Source organism: Phenylobacterium sp. (genome assembly GCF_036264965.1).
Classification (GTDB): Bacteria; Pseudomonadota; Alphaproteobacteria; order Caulobacterales; family Caulobacteraceae; genus Phenylobacterium.
Map to the genome: position 1 here is coordinate 35,076 of NZ_DATAPY010000024.1, position 18,525 is coordinate 53,600.

Annotated in this window: 24 protein-coding genes; 13 read left to right on the forward strand and 11 right to left on the reverse strand. The window is 69.4% G+C overall.

The annotated features are described in order from the left end of the window. Positions 1-132 precede the first annotated feature (132 nt). The 3 genes from VHS75_RS02860 (at position 133) to VHS75_RS02870 (ending at position 2,516) form a co-directional block, all read left to right on the forward strand. The gene (locus tag VHS75_RS02860; protein ID WP_329637094.1) at positions 133-1,638 is read left to right on the forward strand and encodes a carboxylesterase/lipase family protein; all 1,506 of its coding nucleotides are present in this window, start codon (positions 133-135) and stop codon (positions 1,636-1,638) included. Between the two features lie 38 nt (positions 1,639-1,676). Further along, complete coding sequence (locus VHS75_RS02865; protein WP_329637095.1) at positions 1,677-2,054, forward strand: hypothetical protein; 378 nt, start codon at positions 1,677-1,679, stop codon at positions 2,052-2,054. 75 nt (positions 2,055-2,129) lie between these two features. Further along, the gene (locus tag VHS75_RS02870) at positions 2,130-2,516 is read left to right on the forward strand and encodes a hypothetical protein (RefSeq protein WP_329637096.1); all 387 of its coding nucleotides are present in this window, start codon (positions 2,130-2,132) and stop codon (positions 2,514-2,516) included. On the opposite strand, the gene VHS75_RS02875 is transcribed toward VHS75_RS02870, so the two are convergent. Together VHS75_RS02875 and VHS75_RS02880 are read right to left on the reverse strand one after the other, a co-directional pair. Further along, complete coding sequence (locus VHS75_RS02875; RefSeq protein WP_329637097.1) at positions 2,513-3,703, reverse strand: serine hydrolase; 1,191 nt, start codon at positions 3,701-3,703, stop codon at positions 2,513-2,515. The two genes, VHS75_RS02870 and VHS75_RS02875, sit on opposite strands and share 4 nt — an antisense overlap. Before the next feature lie 10 nt (positions 3,704-3,713). Then, on the reverse strand, positions 3,714-4,628 hold the full coding sequence (locus VHS75_RS02880) for a cation diffusion facilitator family transporter (protein WP_329637098.1): 915 nt from the start codon (positions 4,626-4,628) through the stop codon (positions 3,714-3,716). Positions 4,629-4,744: 116 nt separating this feature from the next. On the opposite strand from VHS75_RS02880, the gene VHS75_RS02885 reads away from it, so the two are divergent. The 3 genes from VHS75_RS02885 to VHS75_RS02895 are packed head-to-tail and all read left to right on the forward strand — an operon-like array spanning position 4,745 to position 8,378. Beyond that, entirely contained in the window at positions 4,745-5,227 is a 483-nt protein-coding gene (locus tag VHS75_RS02885) for a (2Fe-2S)-binding protein (protein ID WP_329637099.1), read from the forward strand. Next, the gene (locus VHS75_RS02890) at positions 5,224-7,323 is read left to right on the forward strand and encodes a xanthine dehydrogenase family protein molybdopterin-binding subunit (RefSeq protein ID WP_329637100.1); all 2,100 of its coding nucleotides are present in this window, start codon (positions 5,224-5,226) and stop codon (positions 7,321-7,323) included. The genes VHS75_RS02885 and VHS75_RS02890 overlap by 4 nt, the downstream gene beginning before the upstream one ends. 20 nt (positions 7,324-7,343) lie before the next feature. Further along, positions 7,344-8,378 (forward strand): GTP-binding protein, encoded by a 1,035-nt coding sequence (locus VHS75_RS02895; RefSeq protein WP_329637101.1) that lies wholly within the window; start codon positions 7,344-7,346, stop codon positions 8,376-8,378. On the opposite strand, the gene VHS75_RS02900 is transcribed toward VHS75_RS02895, so the two are convergent. The 3 genes from VHS75_RS02900 to VHS75_RS02910 form a co-directional block, all read right to left on the reverse strand. Beyond that, positions 8,379-8,567 carry a hypothetical protein gene (locus VHS75_RS02900; protein WP_329637102.1) on the reverse strand — a complete coding sequence of 63 codons (189 nt, stop codon included), beginning with the start codon at positions 8,565-8,567 and terminating at the stop codon, positions 8,379-8,381. Positions 8,568-8,686: 119 nt separating this feature from the next. Beyond that, complete coding sequence (locus VHS75_RS02905; protein WP_329637103.1) at positions 8,687-9,130, reverse strand: biopolymer transporter ExbD; 444 nt, start codon at positions 9,128-9,130, stop codon at positions 8,687-8,689. Positions 9,131-9,295: 165 nt separating this feature from the next. Next, positions 9,296-9,739 (reverse strand): biopolymer transporter ExbD, encoded by a 444-nt coding sequence (locus tag VHS75_RS02910; protein ID WP_329637104.1) that lies wholly within the window; start codon positions 9,737-9,739, stop codon positions 9,296-9,298. 112 nt (positions 9,740-9,851) lie between these two features. On the opposite strand from VHS75_RS02910, the gene VHS75_RS02915 reads away from it, so the two are divergent. Continuing rightward, on the forward strand, positions 9,852-10,820 hold the full coding sequence (locus tag VHS75_RS02915; protein WP_329637105.1) for a WD40 repeat domain-containing protein: 969 nt from the start codon (positions 9,852-9,854) through the stop codon (positions 10,818-10,820). Positions 10,821-10,838: 18 nt separating this feature from the next. On the opposite strand, the gene VHS75_RS02920 is transcribed toward VHS75_RS02915, so the two are convergent. Then, a complete protein-coding gene (locus tag VHS75_RS02920) occupies positions 10,839-11,117 on the reverse strand; it encodes an RcnB family protein (protein ID WP_329637106.1) in 279 nt (92 codons plus the stop codon). A 174-nt stretch (positions 11,118-11,291) separates the two neighbouring features. Between VHS75_RS02920 and VHS75_RS02925 the strand changes: the two genes are divergently transcribed. Further along, positions 11,292-12,122, forward strand: a complete 831-nt coding sequence (locus VHS75_RS02925; RefSeq protein ID WP_329637107.1) for an enoyl-CoA hydratase/isomerase family protein — start codon at positions 11,292-11,294, stop codon at positions 12,120-12,122. Here the strand turns inward: VHS75_RS02925 and VHS75_RS02930 are convergent. Then, positions 12,119-12,988, reverse strand: coding sequence for a sulfotransferase (locus VHS75_RS02930; protein ID WP_329637108.1), 870 nt, complete (start codon positions 12,986-12,988; stop codon positions 12,119-12,121). The two genes, VHS75_RS02925 and VHS75_RS02930, sit on opposite strands and share 4 nt — an antisense overlap. 101 nt (positions 12,989-13,089) lie before the next feature. Continuing rightward, complete coding sequence (locus VHS75_RS02935) at positions 13,090-13,752, reverse strand: nitroreductase (protein ID WP_329637109.1); 663 nt, start codon at positions 13,750-13,752, stop codon at positions 13,090-13,092. 146 nt (positions 13,753-13,898) lie between these two features. Between VHS75_RS02935 and mtgA the strand changes: the two genes are divergently transcribed. The 4 genes from mtgA (at position 13,899) to ald (ending at position 16,551) form a co-directional block, all read left to right on the forward strand. Then, positions 13,899-14,582 (forward strand): monofunctional biosynthetic peptidoglycan transglycosylase, encoded by a 684-nt coding sequence (gene mtgA, locus VHS75_RS02940; RefSeq protein WP_414694240.1) that lies wholly within the window; start codon positions 13,899-13,901, stop codon positions 14,580-14,582. 118 nt (positions 14,583-14,700) lie between these two features. Next, positions 14,701-14,862, forward strand: coding sequence for a hypothetical protein (locus tag VHS75_RS02945; protein WP_329637110.1), 162 nt, complete (start codon positions 14,701-14,703; stop codon positions 14,860-14,862). 128 nt (positions 14,863-14,990) lie between these two features. Beyond that, a complete protein-coding gene (locus VHS75_RS02950) occupies positions 14,991-15,338 on the forward strand; it encodes a hypothetical protein (protein WP_329637111.1) in 348 nt (115 codons plus the stop codon). A 100-nt stretch (positions 15,339-15,438) separates the two neighbouring features. Next, a complete protein-coding gene (gene ald / locus VHS75_RS02955; RefSeq protein ID WP_329637112.1) occupies positions 15,439-16,551 on the forward strand; it encodes an alanine dehydrogenase in 1,113 nt (370 codons plus the stop codon). Positions 16,552-16,554: 3 nt separating this feature from the next. Here ald and VHS75_RS02960 read toward each other — a convergent pair whose 3' ends face one another. Beyond that, positions 16,555-16,917, reverse strand: coding sequence for a hypothetical protein (locus tag VHS75_RS02960; RefSeq protein WP_329637113.1), 363 nt, complete (start codon positions 16,915-16,917; stop codon positions 16,555-16,557). Next, the gene (locus VHS75_RS02965; RefSeq protein ID WP_329637114.1) at positions 16,914-17,183 is read right to left on the reverse strand and encodes a DUF2312 domain-containing protein; all 270 of its coding nucleotides are present in this window, start codon (positions 17,181-17,183) and stop codon (positions 16,914-16,916) included. The genes VHS75_RS02960 and VHS75_RS02965 overlap by 4 nt, the downstream gene beginning before the upstream one ends. A gap of 131 nt (positions 17,184-17,314) precedes the next feature. Here VHS75_RS02965 and folE point away from each other — a divergent pair, with 131 nt between their 5' ends. Beyond that, positions 17,315-17,902, forward strand: a complete 588-nt coding sequence (gene folE / locus VHS75_RS02970) for a GTP cyclohydrolase I FolE (RefSeq protein WP_329637115.1) — start codon at positions 17,315-17,317, stop codon at positions 17,900-17,902. On the opposite strand, the gene VHS75_RS02975 is transcribed toward folE, so the two are convergent. Beyond that, positions 17,899-18,525 carry an HAD family phosphatase gene (locus tag VHS75_RS02975; RefSeq protein WP_329637116.1) on the reverse strand — a complete coding sequence of 209 codons (627 nt, stop codon included), beginning with the start codon at positions 18,523-18,525 and terminating at the stop codon, positions 17,899-17,901. The genes folE and VHS75_RS02975 overlap by 4 nt on opposite strands.

The window sequence follows — 18,525 nt, forward strand, 5'->3', positions numbered from 1 at the left end:
TTCTAGAACCGGCGCGCGGAGAGTCAAGTTCCGAAAACCGCCGCCTTGACCCTCGCGTCTTGACCCTTCGTCCGCCGGACCGGAAGGTCCGCGTCATCAGACCGGCTCACGCCGGCGGGGAGGATTTCGACGATGCGCATCGCAGCCGTTCTGAGCGCCGCCGCGGTGCTGGCCGCCGGCGCCGCCAGCGCCCAATCGGTCACTGTGAAGATCGACTCAGGCCCGGTGGTCGGCGTGGCCACGGAGAAGGCCGACGTCTTCCGCAACATCCCCTTCGCCGCAGCCCCGGTGGGCGACCTGCGCTGGGCGCCGCCGCAGGCTGTGAAGCCCTGGACCGCGCCGCGTCCCGCCGCCGAGGCCGGGCCGTCCTGCCCGCAGCCGATGAACGCCGACGGCTCGCCCAACTCCGGCGGCGCCAACGGACCCACCTCCGAGGACTGCCTGCAGCTCAACGTCTTCGCGCCCCCGCATGCGAAGGACGCGCCGGTGATGGTCTGGATCCACGGCGGCGGCCACCGCACGGGCGCAGGCTGGATCTACGGCGGCGAGAACTTCGCGCGCGACGGCGTGGTGGTGGTGAGCATCAACTACCGCCTGGGCGCGCTCGGCTACTTCGCGCACCCGGCGCTGACCAAGGCCGCCAGGCCCGGCGATCCGGTCGGCAACTATGGCCTGATGGACCAGATCGCGGCGCTCAAATGGGTGCAGCGGAACATCGCCGCTTTTGGAGGCGACCCGAAGAACGTCACCGTCTTCGGCGAGAGCGCCGGGGGGATGAGCACCTTGGCCATCCTGGCCACGCCCTCGGCCAAGGGGCTCTACCAGAAGGCTATCGTCGAGAGCGGCCTGGGCTGGACTACGCCCTCGACCCTGGCCGACCAGGAGAAGATCGGCGTGGCTGCACTCGCCAAGGCCGGCGTGCCGGAGACCGCGAGGGCCGCGGACCTGCGCGCGCTTCCCGCCGACAAGCTGGCGGCGGTGAACGGCGCCTACGGCCCGTTCATCGACGGCAAGCTGATGACCGAGACCGACAGCCAGGCCATCGCCCGCGGCCACATCCCCGATGTGCCGCTGATCATCGGCTCCAACTCCGGCGAGGACTCGCTGATGGGCCCCGCGACGCTGCCTGCCGCGGCGCTCGCGCGCATCCCTGAGGCCGTGAAGCCCGCCTACACGGCCGAGGCCGCCGCCGGGCCCGACACCTTCGCCCGCGCGGTGTTCACCGACCGGGTGATGGGCGGCCCGGCCCGCTGGGTGGCGGCCGAGACTTCCGGCGGCAAGCCGAGCTGGCTCTACTACTTCTCCTATGTCGGCTCGCGCTTCCCGGCGACCAAGACGCGCGCCGGCCACGCCGACGAGATCCAGTACGTCTGGGAATATTGGGGCCGGCGCACGCCGATGAGCATGGTCAGCGCCAAGGACCAGGAGGTGGCGAGCCTGATGCACGCCTGCTGGGTCAGTTTCGCCAAGACCAGCGTCCCGAAATGCGGGAGCGGGACCTGGCCCGCCTATACGCCGGCCGCCGACCAGCTGATGGAATTCGGCAAGGACAGTGGCGTGCGCGCCCACTTCCGCAGGACCCAGCTGGACGCGGAGCAGGCTTCGGTCCTGCCGACCCTGGCCATCGGCGAAAAATAGCCGCGTTTCGATTCCAAGGTTCGCGCGTTGATGCCCGCATGACCCGGATACCGCTCCTCATCTCCTTGCTGGCGCTCGCGACGGCGGCGACGGCGGCGGAGCCCACGGCCAAGGTCGACGCGACCTTCGGCAACACCGTCATGTCGGTCTATCCCGACGGCCGCTCCCAGAAGATCTGGCTGCAGCCGGACGGGACCTGGACAGGCCTCAGCCGGCGCGGCAACTCGCTGGCCGGTAAGTGGTCGGTAAAGGGCGACAAGGTCTGCCTGCGACAATCCAAGCCGCCCACCTTGCCGATCAGCTTCTGCCGGACCTTCCCCGCCGATCCTGCCAAGGGGATCGACTCTGAGGACCTCACCGGCACGCCGATCCACATCAAGCTGGTGAAGGGCCATGTGGAGAAGTCCGAGGGCTAGAGGCCCGGCCCGCGCTGCAAACCAGGCGCCCTTCAGCTCGTGGCGCCGAATCCGCGGTTCACGCGTTCAGCGGACATGAAAACCCTCGTTCTCCTGATTCCCGCCGTCCTGGCGCTCGCGCCGCCCGCACTCGCGGCCAGCGCCTCGCCAGGCGCCGCCAACGTCGCCTCCGCGTTCGGCAACACGATCGTCTCTGTCGATCCGGACGGACGCTCGCGGAAGATCTGGCTGCAACCGGACGGCAGCTGGACGGGCAAGAGCCGCCGAGGCCTGGCGCTCGCCGGCAAGTGGACCGTGAAGGGCGACAAGGTCTGCATGAGCCAGTCGAAGCCGCGCCTGTTCGGCAGCCTCTGTCAGGTCTTCCCCACCGATCCGAAGACCGGCATCGACACCACCGATCCGACCGGAACCAAGGTCCACCTGAAGCTGGTGAAGGGCCACGTGGAAAATTCCGGAGACTAGAGGCCCGGTCCGCCCTGCAGCGGCGCGCTGGTGGCGATCTGTTGTGTCGGCGCGGCGGGCTCGCCGGAGGCGGCCCAATAGCTTTCCACTGCGCGGGCGACCCCGATCATCAGGCGATGGCGCGCCGAGGGCGGCTGCTTGGTCTCGCGCACCATGACCGCCACGGAATAGGTGTGGCCGTCTGGCGCGGTCAACAGGCCCACGTCGTTGATGCCGACCGAGGCCCCGCGCCAGTCGGGCCCGGTGCCGGTCTTGTGCGCCAAGCTCCAGCCCGGCTGGACACCGGCGCGCAGGCGCATGGCCCCGGTGCGCGCCTCGCCCATCAGGTCGAGCATGAAGTCTGTGGAGGCGCGGCTTAAGAGTTCGCCGCGCTTCAGGGCCGCCAGCGCGGCGGCGATCCCGTCCGGCGTCGCCCCGTCCGGCGGATTGGCCAGATAGTTGGCCAGCGCCTGGTCGCGAACGTCGTCCGGGAGGGCGGCGCGGGCCTGCTTGAAGATCCAGGTCTGGCCATACTCCGGCCGCCACTCGAGGCCCGCGGTCTTGGTCTGGACATCGCGCTCGGTGCCGCCCAGCGCCAGGCCTGCGAGACGCTTGTCGGCGATCACCCGGGCGACGACGCCGGGGCCGCCTACCTGGCGGATCAGCATGTCGTTGGCGGCGTTGTCGCTCTCGATTAGCGCGTGGCGCATCAGGTCGGCGAGCGTGATGGTCAGCCCGTTCGGCCCGCGGATCCGCGAGGCCAGGGGCTGGTAGAAGACCGAGCGGTCTTCGGCGTGCATCGTCACGGTCTGGTCCAGCGACAGGCGCTTGTCGTCCACCGCCTGCATCACGGCCAGCGCCACCCAGAGCTTGGAGACACTCTGCTGCGGGAAGGTCTGCTGGCCGTCCACCGAGGCGGTCCAGCCTGAGGTGACGTCGCTGACGGCGATCCCCACCGGCTCGCCATAACCCTGGGCGATGCGCTCCAGGGTCGCCTGTAGCGCCGCCGGCGCGGGCCGGGCCGCGGCCTTCGACGCGCGCAGCGCCGGCGCCGGGCCCTTGGTGTAGGCGATCTTCTGCGGGGTTATCCGCTGCGCCGCCCACCAGCCGCCGGCGAAGGTCGCCGCCAACAGGACCGTGGCCGTGGCCAAAAGGATCGCTGGCCGCGCACGTGTGCGCCGCCGGTTCCGGGTACGAAAGCTACTCATCTTGGACAATCTAGCGCGGATTCGCCGCGCGCACCTCAACAGTCACGTGACTGAGGCCCACAAGGCCCTTCAGGCGCAGATGATAGGCTTCCGCCGGCCTTGGATCGGGCGCGCTGACCACCGCCACGGCGGCATTGTGGCCGGGGCCAAGGTTCCAGATGTGCAGGTCGGTCACCTGTTCGCCCTCGGCTTCCAGGCGCGAGCGGACCTCGGCGGTCAGCTCCGGCGAGGGGTTCATGTCCAGGAGCGTCGCGCCGGCCCGGCGGACCAGGCTGACCGCGAACTGCGCCACCAGGGCCGCGCCGGCCAGACCGGCGACTGGGTCGGCCCAGCGCCAGCCCAGCCGCTGCCCGGCGAAGAGGCCGGCGATCGCCAATACGCCGACCATGGCGTCGGCGGACAGATGCAGATGGGCGGCCGAAATGTTGAGGTCGTGGCGGCCGTGCTCGGTGGGCTTCAGCAGCCACACGCAGACCAGGGTCACGACCAGGCCGCCGGCCGCCAGCGGCAGGGCCGAGCCGTAGTCCACCACCTCGGGTGCGAACAGCCGCTGGACGCTCTCGACGGCGATCAGCACGGCGGTGATGCCGAGGACCACCGCATTGGCGAAGCCCGCCAGATAGCCGATCTTGCCGGTCCCGAAGGCGAAGCGCGGGCTCGCCGCGTGCCGCCGCGCCAGGGCGTAGGCGCCGGAGGCCACCAGCAGCGCCGCCACGTGGGCGGCCATGTGCAGGCCGCTGGCGGTCAACGCCATGGAGTGGAAGACCAGGCCGCCCGCCACCTGGGCGATCAGGGTGGCGATGCAGATGCCCATGACGATCCGCGTGCGCCGCTCGTTGCGACTGTGGTCTGCGCCTAGATAGGTGCGGTCGGCCTGATAGCCGTCCAGGGCGGAATGGGCGCAGGTGGGATCGGTCGCGGTCATGATGTGTTATACTGTAACATCGACGGCCTGTCGAGCCGAGCCGCCGCCTCGCGATGCGTCGAGGTTGCCACCCGAGCTCCGGAACGATGTACTTGCGCAGGCAAGCGGAGACTGACGTGCGGCGAACCATCGAATTCACGCTCAACGGCCGTGCGACCTCGGTGGAGGCCGAGGAAACCGAGCTTCTCTTGGACGTGCTGCGCGGCCGACTGGACCTGTTCGGCGCGCGGTTCGGCTGCGGCGCCGGGCAGTGCGGCGCCTGCGCGGTGCTGGTGGACGGGGCCTCGACCGCGGCCTGCCAGGCTGAGATCGGTAACCTGGCCGGCAAACAGGTCCTGACCGTCGAGGGCCTCGGCGCGCCGGACAGGCCACATCCGCTGCAGACTGCCTTCCTGGAGCTGCAGGCCGGCCAATGCGGCTACTGCCTGTCGGGCATCCTGATCGGCGCCAAGGCGCTCCTGGACCGCAATCCCGACCCGAGCCGCGCGGAGATCGCCGACGCGCTGGATTGGCACCTTTGCCGCTGTGGCGTCCACAATCGGGTGATGGACGCCGTGGCCCTGGCGGCGAAGCGGATGCGCCAAGGAGCCGCCGCATGATCCCGCCCATGCTCGCCGCCAACCCCAGACTCGACCGCTGGGTCAGCTTCGAGCCGGACGGCCGCGCCCGCATCGCGTTCGGCCGGATGGAGTACGGCCAGGGGATCTTCACCGCCCTGGCTCAGATGGCCGCCGACGAGCTCGATGTGCCGTTCGACCGGCTAAACGTCGTCGCCTCCGCCACCGGCGCCGTTCCCGACGAGGGTCTGACCGTCGGCTCGATGTCGATCGAGTTCTCGGGCCCGGCGATCCGCATGGCGTGCGCCGAGACCCGCGCGCTCTTCACCGCGGCGGCGGCGGCGCGGCTGGGCTGCGGTCCGGCTGAACTGGACGTCCGCGACGGGGCCTTCGTTCGCGGGGGCGCGCCCACGGGCCTCGACTACTGGAGCCTGGCGGGCGACGTGGACCTGGCCCGCGAGGCGACCGGCGAGGCGACCCTGAAGACACCGGACCGCATGGGCGTCGTGGGGGAAAGCTGGCCGCGCCTGGACCTGCCGCCCAAGCTGTTCGGAGCCGCCTTTCTGCACGACCTGGTCCTGCCGGGGATGCGCCACGCCCGCGTGCTGCGCCAGCCTAGCCCTGACGCGAGACTGAAGAGTCTCGACGAGGACGCCGTCCGGAGCGCGGTCGCCGACGTCGACATCCTGATCGAACGGGCCTTTGTCGCCCTGATCTGCGACACCGAGGCCAAGGCCGCCCGCGCCCACGCCGCCGCCGAGGCCGCCGCCCGCTGGGAGGGCGTCCGCGCCCTGGACCCGGCGCTCAGCGAGCCCGCCGCCATCAAGACCCTGCCACACGAGGACTTCGCCGCCGGGGCCGAGCCGGCCGGGCCGTCCAATCGTCGCCGGATCAGCGCGACCTACGGCAAACCCTTCCTCAGCCACGGCTCGCTCGGTCCGTCGATGGGGCTGGCCCAGTACCAGAACGGCAAGCTGACGATCTGGACCCACAACCAGGGCGTCTATTGGATGCGGGGGATCGCCGCCCGGATCACCGGTCTCGCGCCCGAGGCCATCGAGGTGATCCACGGCCAGGGGCCCGGCTGCTACGGCCACAACGGCGCCGACGATCCGCCCATCGACGCGGCCCTGATCGCGATCCGCCGCCCGGGCCCGCCGATCCGCGTGCAGTGGCGGCGCGAGGACGAGTTCGGCCATGCGCCGGTGGGGACGGCCATGGTGATGGAGCTGGCCGCTGAACTCGACGCCTCCGGCCGGCTCGTGGACTACACCGCCGAGATATGGAACACGCCGCACACCGGCGCGCGCGGCACCGCCGTCGCCGAGAGCGCGCTCCCGGGCTATGTGGCGCCGCCGCGCCGTGCGCCGCAGCGCCTGATGCCGGACGGCAGCCGCTTCTCCGGCGGCCTGCTGAACGCCACGCCCTCCTACGAGATCGCCGCGACCCGCACTCTGGAGCATGTAATCGAGACGCCGATCCGCTCCTCCTCGCTGCGCAGCCTGGGCGGCGCGCCCAATACCTTCGCCAGTGAAAGCTTCGTGGACGAATTGGCCGAGGCGGCTGGCCAGGAACCGCTGGCCTACCGCCTGGCCATGCTGAACGAGCCGCGCGGCCGTGCGGTCCTGACCCGGCTCGCCGAGATGTGCGGCTGGGCGAAGCGCTGGGAGGCCGGGACCGGCCGCGGCCTCGGCCTGGCCTATGACCGCCACCGCGGCCGTGGCGCGATGGTGGCCTGCGCCGCCGAGCTAGAGGTCGAAGCCGAGGTGAAGCTGGTCAAGCTATGGTGCGCCTGCGACGGCGGCCTGATCATCAATCCGGACGGGGCCAGGAACCAGATCGAGGGCGGCATGATCATGGCCGCCAGCTGGGCCCTCAAGGAGCAGGTGAAGCTGGGCGGCGCGGGGATCGTCTCCACCACCTGGGACGATTATCCGATCCTGCGCTTCTCGGAGGTCCCGCCCATCGAGATTGAGCTGATCGACACCCGCGACCAGCGGCCCTGCGGCCTGGGCGAAGTCAGCCAGGGGCCGGTGATGGCGGCCATCGGCAACGCCGTCGCCCACGCTCTCGGCGCCCGCATCCGCGAGCTGCCCATGACGGGTGAGAAGATCGCCTCGGCATTGCTCAAGGGCTGAGCGGCCCCTAGATGACGGCCATGAACGACATCGCCGCGCACAAGAAGACGCCTGTCACCGTGCTCACCGGTTATCTGGGCGCCGGGAAGACCACGCTCCTGAACCGCATCCTCTCCGAGGACCACGGCAAGCGCTACGCCGTGATCGTCAATGAGTTCGGCGAGGTCGGCATCGACAACGACCTGATCGTGGGGGCCGACGAAGAGGTCTTCGAGATGAACAACGGCTGCGTCTGCTGCACCGTGCGCGGCGACCTGATCCGGGTGGTCTCGGGCCTAATGAAGAGGAAGGGCGGCTTCGACGCCATCATCGTGGAGACCACGGGCCTGGCCGATCCCGGCCCGGTGGCCCAGACCTTTTTCGTCGACGACGACGTGCGCGCCAAGACCCAGCTCGACAGCGTCACCACGGTGGTCGACGCCAAGCATCTGCTGCTGCGCCTGGCCGACTCGAAGGAAGCCGCCGAGCAGGTGGCGTTCGCCGACCAGATCATCCTCAACAAGACCGACCTAGTGACCGAGGCCGAGCTGGTCGAGGTCGAGCGCGCGATCCGCAAGCTGAACCCGCTGGCGCCGATCCACCGCGCGCAGCGGTCAAACGTGCCGCTGGACCTGGTGCTGGGCCGCGGGTCCTTCGACCTGGCGCGGATCGAGGAAATCGAGCCGGACTTCCTGAACCCCGCCCATGGCGAGGCGGGACACGTGCACGACGAGCACTGCGACCACGATCATGACCACCACGGCCACGATATCGAGGCGAGCGGTATCCGCGGGATTTCGCTGACGGCCCACAAGCCACTGAACGCCAACCGGGTCACGGCCTGGCTGAACGAGGTGCTGCAGGCGCAGGGACCGGACATCCTGCGGGCCAAGGGCATCCTCGACGTGGCCGGCGAGGACCGGCGCCTGGTGTTCCAGGCCGTGCACATGATCCTCGAGGGCGATTTCCAGGGCCCCTGGCGCGACGGGGCCGACCGCTATTCGCGGCTGGTGTTCATCGGGCGCAACCTGGACGAGGCCAAGCTGCGCGAGGGCTTTGAAGCGACGATCGCGTAGCTAGGCTGCGAGCGGCTGGCTGGCGGCCAGTTGTTTGAGCCTGGCGGTGGCGACGTACTCGGGCTTCAACAGCCCACAGCGCTCGGCCACCCGGCCGTTACGCCATTCCAGAACCAGCTGGTCGCCTTCCATCCGGTAGCGGCCGCGAACCGTCCCGGACCCAACCGACACCTGCACCGAATTCCACATCTTGCGCCTCGCGCTTATCAGCGGCCGTTCTGGCCGCGCCTTGGACGCCAGCCTAGAGCGAACGAGGTTACGCCGCGATTAATGCTGAACGCGCCGGTAGGCTTAATGGCGGCGGCGCGTCAAAGCTCCTCGTTGATCAGGGCGACCTGGTAGAAGCCGTTGCCCTGCAGGGTGTTCATGACCGACATGAAGTCGCCGTAGCGGACGTGCTTGTCGGCGCGGATGTAGACCCGTTGCTGCGTGGGTGGCAGGGTCGGGTCCTGCGCGGCCAGGATCTTCGACAGATCGGCGGACAGGGTCGCCAACGCGCTTACATTCTCGCCGATGAACAGCAGGCCACCGGCCTGCAGATTGATGACGACGGGCTCCTTCGGCTTGTCGCTGTTCTTCGGCGGCTGGGCGGGCGGCAGGTCGAGCTTGATCGACTCTGTCGCCGGCGGCAGCGCCACCATGAAGATGATCAGGAGCACCAGCATCACGTCGACGAAGGGCGTGACGTTGATGTCGCTGTTTTGGCCGAGGTTGAAGCGGCCGCCGCCGCCCGAAGACAGTTTGGCTCCCATGTCGCCGGCTCCCCGAAGATCACGACTCGCCGCCGCGCACGTCCGAGGAAACGCCGGAATATTACATTCGTAAAGTCATAAAATTACGGATGTCAAAATGAGACCCGCGAAAAAGCCCGCCGAGTCGCCCCGGCGGGCTGATTTCGCAACGAACGATCGGAGCGATCAGATCTCTTCGTTGATCAGGGCGACCTGGTAGAAGCCGTTGCCCTGCAGGGTGTTCATGACCGACATGAAGTCGCCGTAGCGGACCTGCTTGTCGGCGCGGATGTAGACGCGCTGTTGCGTCGGCGGCAGCGTCGGGTCGTCCGCGGAGAGCGTCCGCGACAGGTCCGCCGGCAAGGTCGCCAGGCTGGTAGGCTTTTCGCCGATGTAGACGCCACCACCGGCCTGGATGTTGATGAGGATCGGTTCCTTCACCTTGGTCCCGGGCGGCGGTGGAATGGCCGGCGGCAGGTCGAGCTTGATCGACACCGTCGCGGCCGGAATGGCCACCATGAAGATAATGAGGAGCACCAGCATCACGTCCACGAAAGGCGTGACGTTGATGTCGCTGTTCTGGCCGAGGTCGAAGCGTCCCCCGCCGCCGCCGCCAAGCTTGGCGCCCATGCACTAATTCCCTTCCCTGGGGCGGTTCCGCCGCCCGGTCATTAAGAGTCCGTGGACCATTGGCAAGCCGCCGCGACGTTGTAAAGCCCGAAGCTGCCGTCTAGGGGGAGGCATGCAGTACGCCTATGACGCCTACGTAACGGCGGTCTCATTCGACTCGGCCGGGAAGGCCGTCTTCGCTCTCGGCGACGGCAGCGTCCGCTTCGAGGGCGGAGAGGCTGTGACGGCGCATGATGGGGCCATCCTGGCCGCCGCGCCGCACCCCTCCGGCCAGGGCCTGATCACCGGCGGCGACGATGGGCGGCTGGTCTGGTCGCAGGCATCGGGCGCCCTGGAAATCGCCAGCCAGCCTGGCCGCTGGATCGATGCGGTGGCGTCCAGCGCCGCCTCAGGCCTGATCGCCTTCGCCGCCGGGCGCGACGTCCATGTCCGCGACGTGGCCGACGCGGCGTTTTCCCGCAGCTTCATCCATGAGAAATCCGTGGCGGACCTGGCCTTCGAGCCGAAGGGCCGCCGGCTGGCCGCCGCGACCTACGGCGGCGCGTGGCTCTGGTACGCCCGCATCGAGGCCCAGAAACCCGCCAAGCTCGCCTGGGCCGGCAGCCACGTGGCCTGTGTCTGGAGCCCCGACGGCAAGTTCCTGATCAGCGCCATGCAGGAAAACCAGCTGCACGGCTGGCGGGTGGCCGACGAGAAGAACATGCGCATGGGCGGCTATCCGGCCAAGCCGAAGAGCCTGGCCTTCCTCAACAAGGGAAGCCTGATGGCCACCTCCGGCGCCAACGGCGTGGTGGTCTGGCCGTTCGCCGGCGCTACGGGCCCGATGGGCAAACAGGCCGCCGAGATCGGCTATGACGAGGCCGCGATGGTGGTCAGGGTGGCTGGGACGCCGGCGCTGAACTGGGTCGCCGCCGGCCTCGATGACGGCCGCGTCTGGACCTGCGATCTGGCCGGCCAAAAGATCACGCCTCTGAAGGCGGAGAAGGGCGGCCCGGTCACCGCGCTGGCTATCACGCCGGACGCCAGACGCGTGGCCTGGGGGTGCGAGGACGGCGCGGCGGGCGTGGCGGAGGTCGCCTAAGCGGCCCCCGCCGCCGCCTCAGTGGTTGTTGGCGATCAGTGAGGCGATCACGCCCGTCGCGGCGGCCGCCAGGACGTAGTTGCCGTCCACTTCGCGCCATTCATAGCCGCGCGGCGGATGGCGCAGGTGGTGGGCGCGCCAGTCGAGGCGAGCGCCCCGATCCCAGTCCTCGTGGCGCATTTGATAGCCGTGCTTCCATTCGTCGTGGCGGACGTAGCCGGGCGGCTGAGCCAGGGCGGCGCCGGCGGCGGTCAGGGTGACGACGGCGGCCAGGGCGGCTGTAAGCACGCGTTTCATCTCGAACTCCCTTTGGTGGACACAGCAAAAGGCTGGGCCTTCTCCCCAGATGGCGACCTGAACGCCCACGGCCCGCCTTCGTTCATCCTCGGCCGGCGGCGCGACAGGTCCGAAGGCGCTTGCCTGCCCCGGCGGCGGGGGCGTTAGCTGCTGGCCACCCTTACGGAGGATGCCATGAGCGAGACCCTGGAACGGCCCGCGGCCGAAACGGCGGCCGAGGTGCTCTATGAGGCGGCGGACGGGATCGCCACCATCACCCTGAACCGGCCCGAGCGGATGAACGCCATCTCCGGCCCGATGCTGGCGCGCCTCAGCGAGCTGCTGCTCAAGGCCAACGCCGACCCGAAGGTCCGCGTGGTGATCCTCACCGGCGCCGGCCGCGCCTTCTGCGTCGGCCTCGACCTGGTGGACGCCACCCAGGGCTCCGGCATCGGCTCGGAACAGTCAGCCGCCGCCCCGTCGGTGAACCTCGATCTCAAGACCGCCCCGCCGACGGTGCTGTTCGCCATGGACAAGCCGACCATCTGCGCCCTGAACGGGGCTGCGGCCGGCTACGGCATGGACACCGCGCTCGGTTGCGACATCCGCATCATGGGTGAGAGCTCGAAGCTGGCCGCCGCGTTCGTGAAGCGGGGCGTCGTGCCGGAGAGCGGCGGCACCTGGATCCTGCCGCGCCTGCTGGGCTGGGCGAAGGCCGCCGAGGTGATCTTCACCGGCCGCACGCTCTCGGCCGCCGAAAGCCTGGCGCTGGGCCTGGCCAATGAGGTGGTCCCCGACGCCGAGCTGATGGCCCGCGCCCGCGCCGTGGCCGCCGAGATTGCCGCCAACGCGCCGCTGGCGGTGCAGTCGGCCAAGCGGCTGATGCGCATGGGGATGGCCGAGGGCTTTAACGACCACGTCCACCACGTCTATCTGCAGTTCCTGCAGCTGGTGCGCACTCAAGACTTCCGCGAGGGGATGACCTCGTTCCTGGAAAAGCGCCCGGCGGACTTCCAGGGCCGCTAGGCGACGGCCTGTTCGCGGTCGCGCGCCGGGGTGAGCGTGCGCGGTTCGGCCTCGCGGATCTCGCTGTAGCCGAAGGCGTGCTGCAGATGTTGCGCCAGCCTGCGCTGCACCACGGCCCGATCCGGCTCGGCGTACTGCACGGCCTGGCGCGCGGCGCGCTCTGGGGCGATATCTTCGCCGTACTCGGGGTCCAGGTTCGCCTGCAGAGCCGCCCGCGAAGAGACCGCCATGGCCGCGGCCAGGTCGGCCTCGCTGAGGTCCTCGCCCCAGTGGGCCCAGATGCGGCGCACCCAGGTCTGCGGGTCGCGTTCGACGTCTTCGTAGCGGACCACCAGCACCTGTTGCGGAAACGCCCGCTTGAGCGCGCCCCAGCGGTTGAAGAAGCGGATGAACCACCAGAGGTCGACGCCCTGGGCGCGGGGCTGGCGGGCCACGTACTCGTCCAGCGGGCCCAGCGCCTTGGCGTCCTGCCACTTGAAGAAATAGGAGAGCAGCGAGTCCGGTATCCGCCGCACCAGCAGGACCACAGGCGGCAGGCGGATCAGGTTCCTCGCGCCCAGCCAGGCGATCAGGCGCGAGGGCATATGGTGCGAGCTGCCGATCTTCGGCGCCTGGGGGAACCGGCGGCGGTGGCGGGCGTGGCCGATGTAGACGTCGCTGTGCGGGCCGCTGGAGTAGGCGGGTGGCGGCAGACCCAGCTTGTGGGCGATCGCCGCGCTGAGCATGAAGCGCAGCCAGTGGGTGCCGGAATTGTGGCCGCTGATCAGGAAACCGTCGACCCGGGCGCCATAGTGCAGGAGGTGGAAGCGGGAGAGGTCGTCGCGCACGTCGGCGGCCAGCAGCGACAGCCCAAATCCGTCCGACATTCCAGCACCCCAGTCCTAGCCGCGAGGACACTGGAAATCATCATTATAACTTTCTTATAACCAAACTGTGCCAGTGCATCTCAAAGTTGTCACAGACGCCGTTATCCGAAACCGCGCAGATCGGCCCAAACCTCGAAGGCGTCCCGGCTGGCCTTGAGCGTGTTGATCGGGTGATCGGCGTCGCGATAGCCCAGGGCCATGCCGGCGAAGAGCATGTGATCGTCGGGGAGGCCCAGGAACCCCGCGACGGCCTTCGGATAGCGCGCCCAATATTCCTGCGGGCAGGTGTCGAGACCGCGCTCCACCGCCAACAGCATGACGTTCTGCATGAACATGCCGAGATCCGCCCACTGCGGCGGTCCCAGCTTGCGGTCGAGGCAGAAGAACAGGCCCACCGGCGCGCCGAAGAACTCGCCGTTCTTCGCCAGCTGACGCAGGCGCGCGGGCTTGTCCTCCCGCGGGATGCCGAGGGTGGCGTAGAGGTCCTCGGCGTTCTGGAAGCGCCGGGTGCGGAAGGGCTCCCAGAGGTTCGGCGGATAGACGTCGTACTCCGGTTCCTCCCCGAACGGATTGGCCGCCGCCAGCGCCTTGAACTCGGCCAGCGGCGCGCCCGCCAGGCCATAGACCCGCCAGGGCTGCAGGTTCCCGCCCGACGGCGCCTGGGCGGCGCGGCCCAGAATCTCGGCGACCACCTCGCCCGGCACCGGGTCCGGTTTGAAGGCGCGGATCGAGATCCGGCGGGCGACGGCTTCCGACACGTCCATAGGGCGAGGGCTCCGGCTTGACGCGCCCGCGCGGCGCGGCTCAGCTATCCACCACCCCGCCCCAATAAGCCAAGAGGGGTCAAGGCAAGGATCCCAGCTTGGCCACGCAGGCAATATCCGGGAGACGACCTCGCGCTCGCCGCGGCGTGATCGGTCGCCTGCTGCGCTGGGCGCTCGTCCTGGGCCTGATCTTTGTTGTCGCCGGTCCCGTCCTGGTGGTCGCTATCTACCGCATCGTGCCGCCGCCGATGACCTGGCTGATGGTCGAGCGGATGGTTCAGGGCCACGGCTTCGACCGCCGCTGGGTCCCGCTGAACCGCATCTCGCCGCAGCTCGTGCGAAGCGTGATCGGCGCTGAGGACAGCCGCTTTTGCGAACACCACGGCTTCGACTGGAACGCTATCCAGAAGGCCATGGCGCACAATGCCGACGGCAAGAAGCTGCGCGGCGGCTCGACCATCAGCCAACAGACCGCCAAGAACATCTTTCTCTGGCCCGGCCGCGACTGGGTGCGCAAGGGCCTGGAGACCTGGTTCACCGCCCTGATCGAGACGATCTGGGGCAAGCCGCGGATCATGGAGGTCTATCTGAACTCCATCGAATGGGGCCCGGGCGTCTATGGCGCCGAGGCCGCGGCCCGGGCCAACTTCCACGAGAGCGCCGCCCAACTGAACCCAGCGCAGGCCGCGCGCCTGGCGGCGATCATCCCTAAGCCTCTGGCCTGGAAGGCGGCCCGGCCCGGCCCGTACATCCAGAGGCGTCAGGGCCACATTACCGCCGCCGCCGGGACCATCCGCCGCGACGGCCTGGCCGACTGTGTCCTGAGGTAGGCGCGGCCCCTGCGCCCGCGAACGCTGGCGCCCCCATTGCAGCGTCCTGCAGCAACCGGCGGACCTGTCCTGGAATGGGCCAGCCCGCCATCCGCGCTGAGATTTAGGGGCCTTACCCGTGAAGACACTCTTCGCTGCCGCCGCGATCGCCGCCGCCCTCGTCGCCGCCGGTTCGGCCTCCGCCCCGGCGACCACCAGCTGGGCCCTGATGCTGCTGGGCTTCGCCGGCATGGGCGCCATGTTGCGCGACCGCCGTCGCCTGGTCACGGTCGCCGCCTAGTCTACCGAGCTCTCCAGCTCTGTGGCGTAAGAGCGCCGTCGGGTCCGCCCGGCGGCGCTTTTCGTTGGGACCCATGGCCGCCCCCGGCGGGTTTCACGACCTCGGCACACCGTTTCGAGGAGAGCCGCATGATCCCCGCAAGGTCCATCCTGGCCGCCCTGCCGCTGCTGGCGCTCTACGCTTGCAACAAGACCGACACCGCGCCGATCCCCGAGCACAACGACGTCGCCACCTCCATGCCGGACGCGGCCTCGACGCCCGGCGCCCAAGGCCTCGCGGCCAGCGCGCCGCACGCCACGCCGCCGCCGGACGCTAAGCTGACCGACCCCACCCCGCCGCCAACCGGGCCTTCGCCCACCGCCAACCCGGCCGACCACCCGAGCCAAGCGCGCTCTCAGGCCAGGCTCGCCGCCGCCGCCAGCGCCAGCTGCATCGCCCAGACCTTCAGGGTCATGTCATCGCCGGTCGCCCCGTGACGCCAGACTAGGCGCGAGCCGGCGGACGCCACTTGACGAAAGAAGCTCCTGCCCTCAAACCCTCGCCCATCCGCAAAAACCTCCCCCGAAGGAGCCGATCATGCGCGTAGGCGTGCCCCGCGAAATCAAGCCTGACGAGTACCGCGTCGGCCTCACCCCGACCGCCGTGCGCGAGTACGTCAGCCGCGGCCACGAGGTGATCGTGGAGAAGGGCGCCGGCGCCGGCGCGGGCTATCCCGACGAGGCCTATACGCGAGCCGGCGCCAAGATCGTCGCCGACGCCGAGGCGGTGTTCTCCGGCGCCGAGCTGATCGTCAAGGTGAAGGAGCCGCAGGCCGTCGAATGGGCGCGCCTCACCGACCAGCACATCCTCTTCACCTACCTGCACCTGGCGCCCGATCCGGCCCAGGCCGACGGCCTCCTGGCGTCGGGCTGCGCGGCCATCGCCTATGAGACCGTGACCGACTCAGCCGGCGGTCTGCCGCTGCTGGCGCCGATGTCGGAGGTCGCCGGCCGCATCGCTGTGTTTTCCGCCGGCGAGACCCTGCTGAAGCACAACGGCGGCATGGGCCTGCTGCTCTCCGGCGTCCCAGGCGTGCCGCCGGCGCGCATCGTGGTGCTGGGCGGCGGCGTCGTCGGCATGAACGCCGCGCGCATGGCCGCGGGCCTGGGAGCCGAGGTGGTGATCGTCGAGCGCTCGATCCCGCGCATGCGCGAACTCGACAACATGTTCCAGGGCCGCATCCTCACCCGCTACTCGACACAGGACGCCGTGGAAGAAGAGATCCTCAAGGCCGACGTGGTGGTGGGCGCGGTGCTGACCGCCGGCGCCAGCGCGCCGAAGATGATCCGCAGGGCCGATCTGAAGAAGATGAAGCCGGGCTCGGTGCTGGTGGACGTCTCCATCGACCAGGGCGGCTGTTTCGAGACCAGCCGGCCCACGACCCACGCCGACCCGACCTACACCGTCGACGGCGTCGTCCACTACTGCGTGGCCAACATGCCCGGCGCGGCCCCGCGCACCTCGTCTGAGGCCCTCGTCCACGCCACGCTCTCCTTCGGCCTGGAACTCGCCGACAAGGGCCTGGACGCGCTGAAGAAGAACAAGCACCTGGCCAAGGGCCTGAATGTGCTCAAGGGCCAGGTCACCCACCCGGCCGTCGCCGAGGCGCTCGGCAAGCCGTTCGTGGACGCCTACGGAGCGTGGAAGTAGCGGCTATTCGGGCGGGGCGCCGCGCCGCTTGAACGGCTTGCGCTTCAACTCCTTCTTCTCGCCCTTGGCCTTGGCCGTGATCTCCTTGAGCTTCACCGTCTGCAGGGCGGAGAGCGCCTGGCCGGGCGCGCCCTTCTCCGGGTCGCCGAAAGCGCGGCCGTAGGTCTTCAGGCGGTCGGAGACGGAGCCCAGAAATTCGCCCTCCCACTCGGAGAGCTTCACGCCGGCCCGGTCGGCCTGGCGTTGCGCGCGTTTCAGAGCATTGAGCGCAGCGCGCTTGGCCGCGGCCTTGGGATCGGGCGGCTTGCGGTTGGACCCGAAGCCTCCCGGCTTCCGGCCCTTCGAATCTGGCGGCTTTCGGTTCAAATCTCCCCGATCGCCGAGAGGTAGAGGTCGAGGATGGCGTCCTCTTCCAGGCGCTTGGCGCGGTCCTGTTTGCGGATGCGCACCACCTTGCGCAGGATCTTGACATCGAAGCCGTTGCCCTTGGCTTCGGCGAAGACCTCCTTGATCTGCTCGGCCACCTCGGACTTCTCGAGCTCCAGGCGCTCGATGCGCTCGATGATGCTCTTCAGCTGCCCTTGGGCGGCCTGGTTCAGCACGTCGGGGTGGGCGGAGGCGTCGTCGGCCATGGGGAACTCGTAAAGGCAGGAGGGCAGGATCGCCCCGGACCCTATCGGCGCGTTCGCGCGCTGTCATGCTGGCCAGGGCCCTTGCCTGTGGATAAGCCGTTGAGGCGGAACGACGCGGAGATCGTGCAGCCATGCCAGCCAAATCCCCACCGACGCAGGCCGACGCCGAGGCCGCCGTGCGCGTCCTGATCGAGTGGGCCGGTGACGATCCTGACCGGGAAGGTCTGCTGGAGACCCCGGCGCGCGTGGCGCGGTCCTACCGCGAGCTGTTCGCCGGCTACGAGACCGATCCCAGGGACTATCTGGCGCGGACCTTCGAGGAGGTCGGCGGCTACGACGAGCTGGTGATCCTGAAGGACATTCCGGTGGTCAGCTTCTGCGAGCACCACATGCTACCGTTCATCGGCCGCGCGCATGTGGGCTACCTGCCCTCCAACCGCGTGGTGGGTATCTCCAAGCTGGCCCGCGTGGTGCGCGGCTTCGCGCGCCGCCTGCAGATCCAGGAAAAGCTCACCGCCGAGGTGGCGGGCGCCATCCAGGAGATCCTGCAGCCCAAGGGCGTCGGCGTGGTGATCATCTCCGAACACAGCTGCATGACCATGCGCGGGGTGAACACGCCCGGCGCCCGGCTGACCACCAGCCACCTGCTGGGCGAGGTGCGTGACGACCCGCGCACGCGCCAGGAGTTCTTCGACCTGGTGAGGACGCCGGACCGCTAGAGCAGGCCGAACCCCTCCAGGGCGGGCCGCAGCGCCGCCGGGTCGGTGAAGTGGTGGGTCTGGAAGCCCAGCGCCCGGGCGGCGGCGATATTGGTCGCGCTGTCGTCGACGAACAGGGCCTCTTCCGGCGAGAAGCCGAAGCGCGCGCAGGTCAGGCGGAAGATCGCCGCATCCGGCTTCATCATCCCTTCGCGCCCTGAGACGATGCGTCCATCCAGACGGGCGAACGACGGGCTCATGGCGAAGGTCGCGTCTTCCGTCTCATGGCTCATGTTGGTGAGGGCGTACTGGCGCACGCCGCGGGCCTTGAGGGCCGCGATGGCGGCTTCGGTCTCGGGGATCGGGCCGGAGAACATCTCGCTCCAGCGGTGCTTCCAGGCCCAGATGGCGGCCTCGTGCTCGGGATGCCGGGCGCTCAGGGCCGCGCAATTGTCGTCGAAGGTGACGCCGCAGTCGGTCGGCCCGTGCCAGGCCATGGTGCAGACGTCGCGCAAGAACCGGTCGCGCTCGACCGGATCGGGGAAAATCCTGGAATAGAGCGTGCGCGGATCCCAGCGCACGATGACGTTGCCGACGTCCCAAACAACAAGCTCGGGCCAGACGACCGTACTCGGCGTCTGCAT

Bases quoted from the DNA above. Each gene is read 5' to 3' on its own strand.
- VHS75_RS02860 (WP_329637094.1), top strand. From the start codon at position 133: ATGCGCATCGCAGCCGTTCTGAGCGCCGCCGCGGTGCTGGCCGCCGGC.
- VHS75_RS02865 (WP_329637095.1), top strand. From the start codon at position 1,677: ATGACCCGGATACCGCTCCTCATCTCCTTGCTGGCGCTCGCGACGGCG.
- VHS75_RS02870 (WP_329637096.1), top strand. From the start codon at position 2,130: ATGAAAACCCTCGTTCTCCTGATTCCCGCCGTCCTGGCGCTCGCGCCG.
- VHS75_RS02875 (WP_329637097.1), bottom strand. From the start codon at position 3,703: ATGAGTAGCTTTCGTACCCGGAACCGGCGGCGCACACGTGCGCGGCCA.
- VHS75_RS02880 (WP_329637098.1), bottom strand. From the start codon at position 4,628: ATGACCGCGACCGATCCCACCTGCGCCCATTCCGCCCTGGACGGCTAT.
- VHS75_RS02890 (WP_329637100.1), top strand. From the start codon at position 5,224: ATGATCCCGCCCATGCTCGCCGCCAACCCCAGACTCGACCGCTGGGTC.
- VHS75_RS02895 (WP_329637101.1), top strand. From the start codon at position 7,344: ATGAACGACATCGCCGCGCACAAGAAGACGCCTGTCACCGTGCTCACC.
- VHS75_RS02900 (WP_329637102.1), bottom strand. From the start codon at position 8,567: ATGTGGAATTCGGTGCAGGTGTCGGTTGGGTCCGGGACGGTTCGCGGC.
- VHS75_RS02905 (WP_329637103.1), bottom strand. From the start codon at position 9,130: ATGGGAGCCAAACTGTCTTCGGGCGGCGGCGGCCGCTTCAACCTCGGC.
- VHS75_RS02910 (WP_329637104.1), bottom strand. From the start codon at position 9,739: ATGGGCGCCAAGCTTGGCGGCGGCGGCGGGGGACGCTTCGACCTCGGC.
- VHS75_RS02915 (WP_329637105.1), top strand. From the start codon at position 9,852: ATGCAGTACGCCTATGACGCCTACGTAACGGCGGTCTCATTCGACTCG.
- VHS75_RS02920 (WP_329637106.1), bottom strand. From the start codon at position 11,117: ATGAAACGCGTGCTTACAGCCGCCCTGGCCGCCGTCGTCACCCTGACC.
- VHS75_RS02925 (WP_329637107.1), top strand. From the start codon at position 11,292: ATGAGCGAGACCCTGGAACGGCCCGCGGCCGAAACGGCGGCCGAGGTG.
- VHS75_RS02930 (WP_329637108.1), bottom strand. From the start codon at position 12,988: ATGTCGGACGGATTTGGGCTGTCGCTGCTGGCCGCCGACGTGCGCGAC.
- VHS75_RS02935 (WP_329637109.1), bottom strand. From the start codon at position 13,752: ATGGACGTGTCGGAAGCCGTCGCCCGCCGGATCTCGATCCGCGCCTTC.
- VHS75_RS02950 (WP_329637111.1), top strand. From the start codon at position 14,991: ATGATCCCCGCAAGGTCCATCCTGGCCGCCCTGCCGCTGCTGGCGCTC.
- ald (WP_329637112.1), top strand. From the start codon at position 15,439: ATGCGCGTAGGCGTGCCCCGCGAAATCAAGCCTGACGAGTACCGCGTC.
- VHS75_RS02965 (WP_329637114.1), bottom strand. From the start codon at position 17,183: ATGGCCGACGACGCCTCCGCCCACCCCGACGTGCTGAACCAGGCCGCC.
- folE (WP_329637115.1), top strand. From the start codon at position 17,315: ATGCCAGCCAAATCCCCACCGACGCAGGCCGACGCCGAGGCCGCCGTG.
- VHS75_RS02975 (WP_329637116.1), bottom strand. From the start codon at position 18,525: ATGCAGACGCCGAGTACGGTCGTCTGGCCCGAGCTTGTTGTTTGGGAC.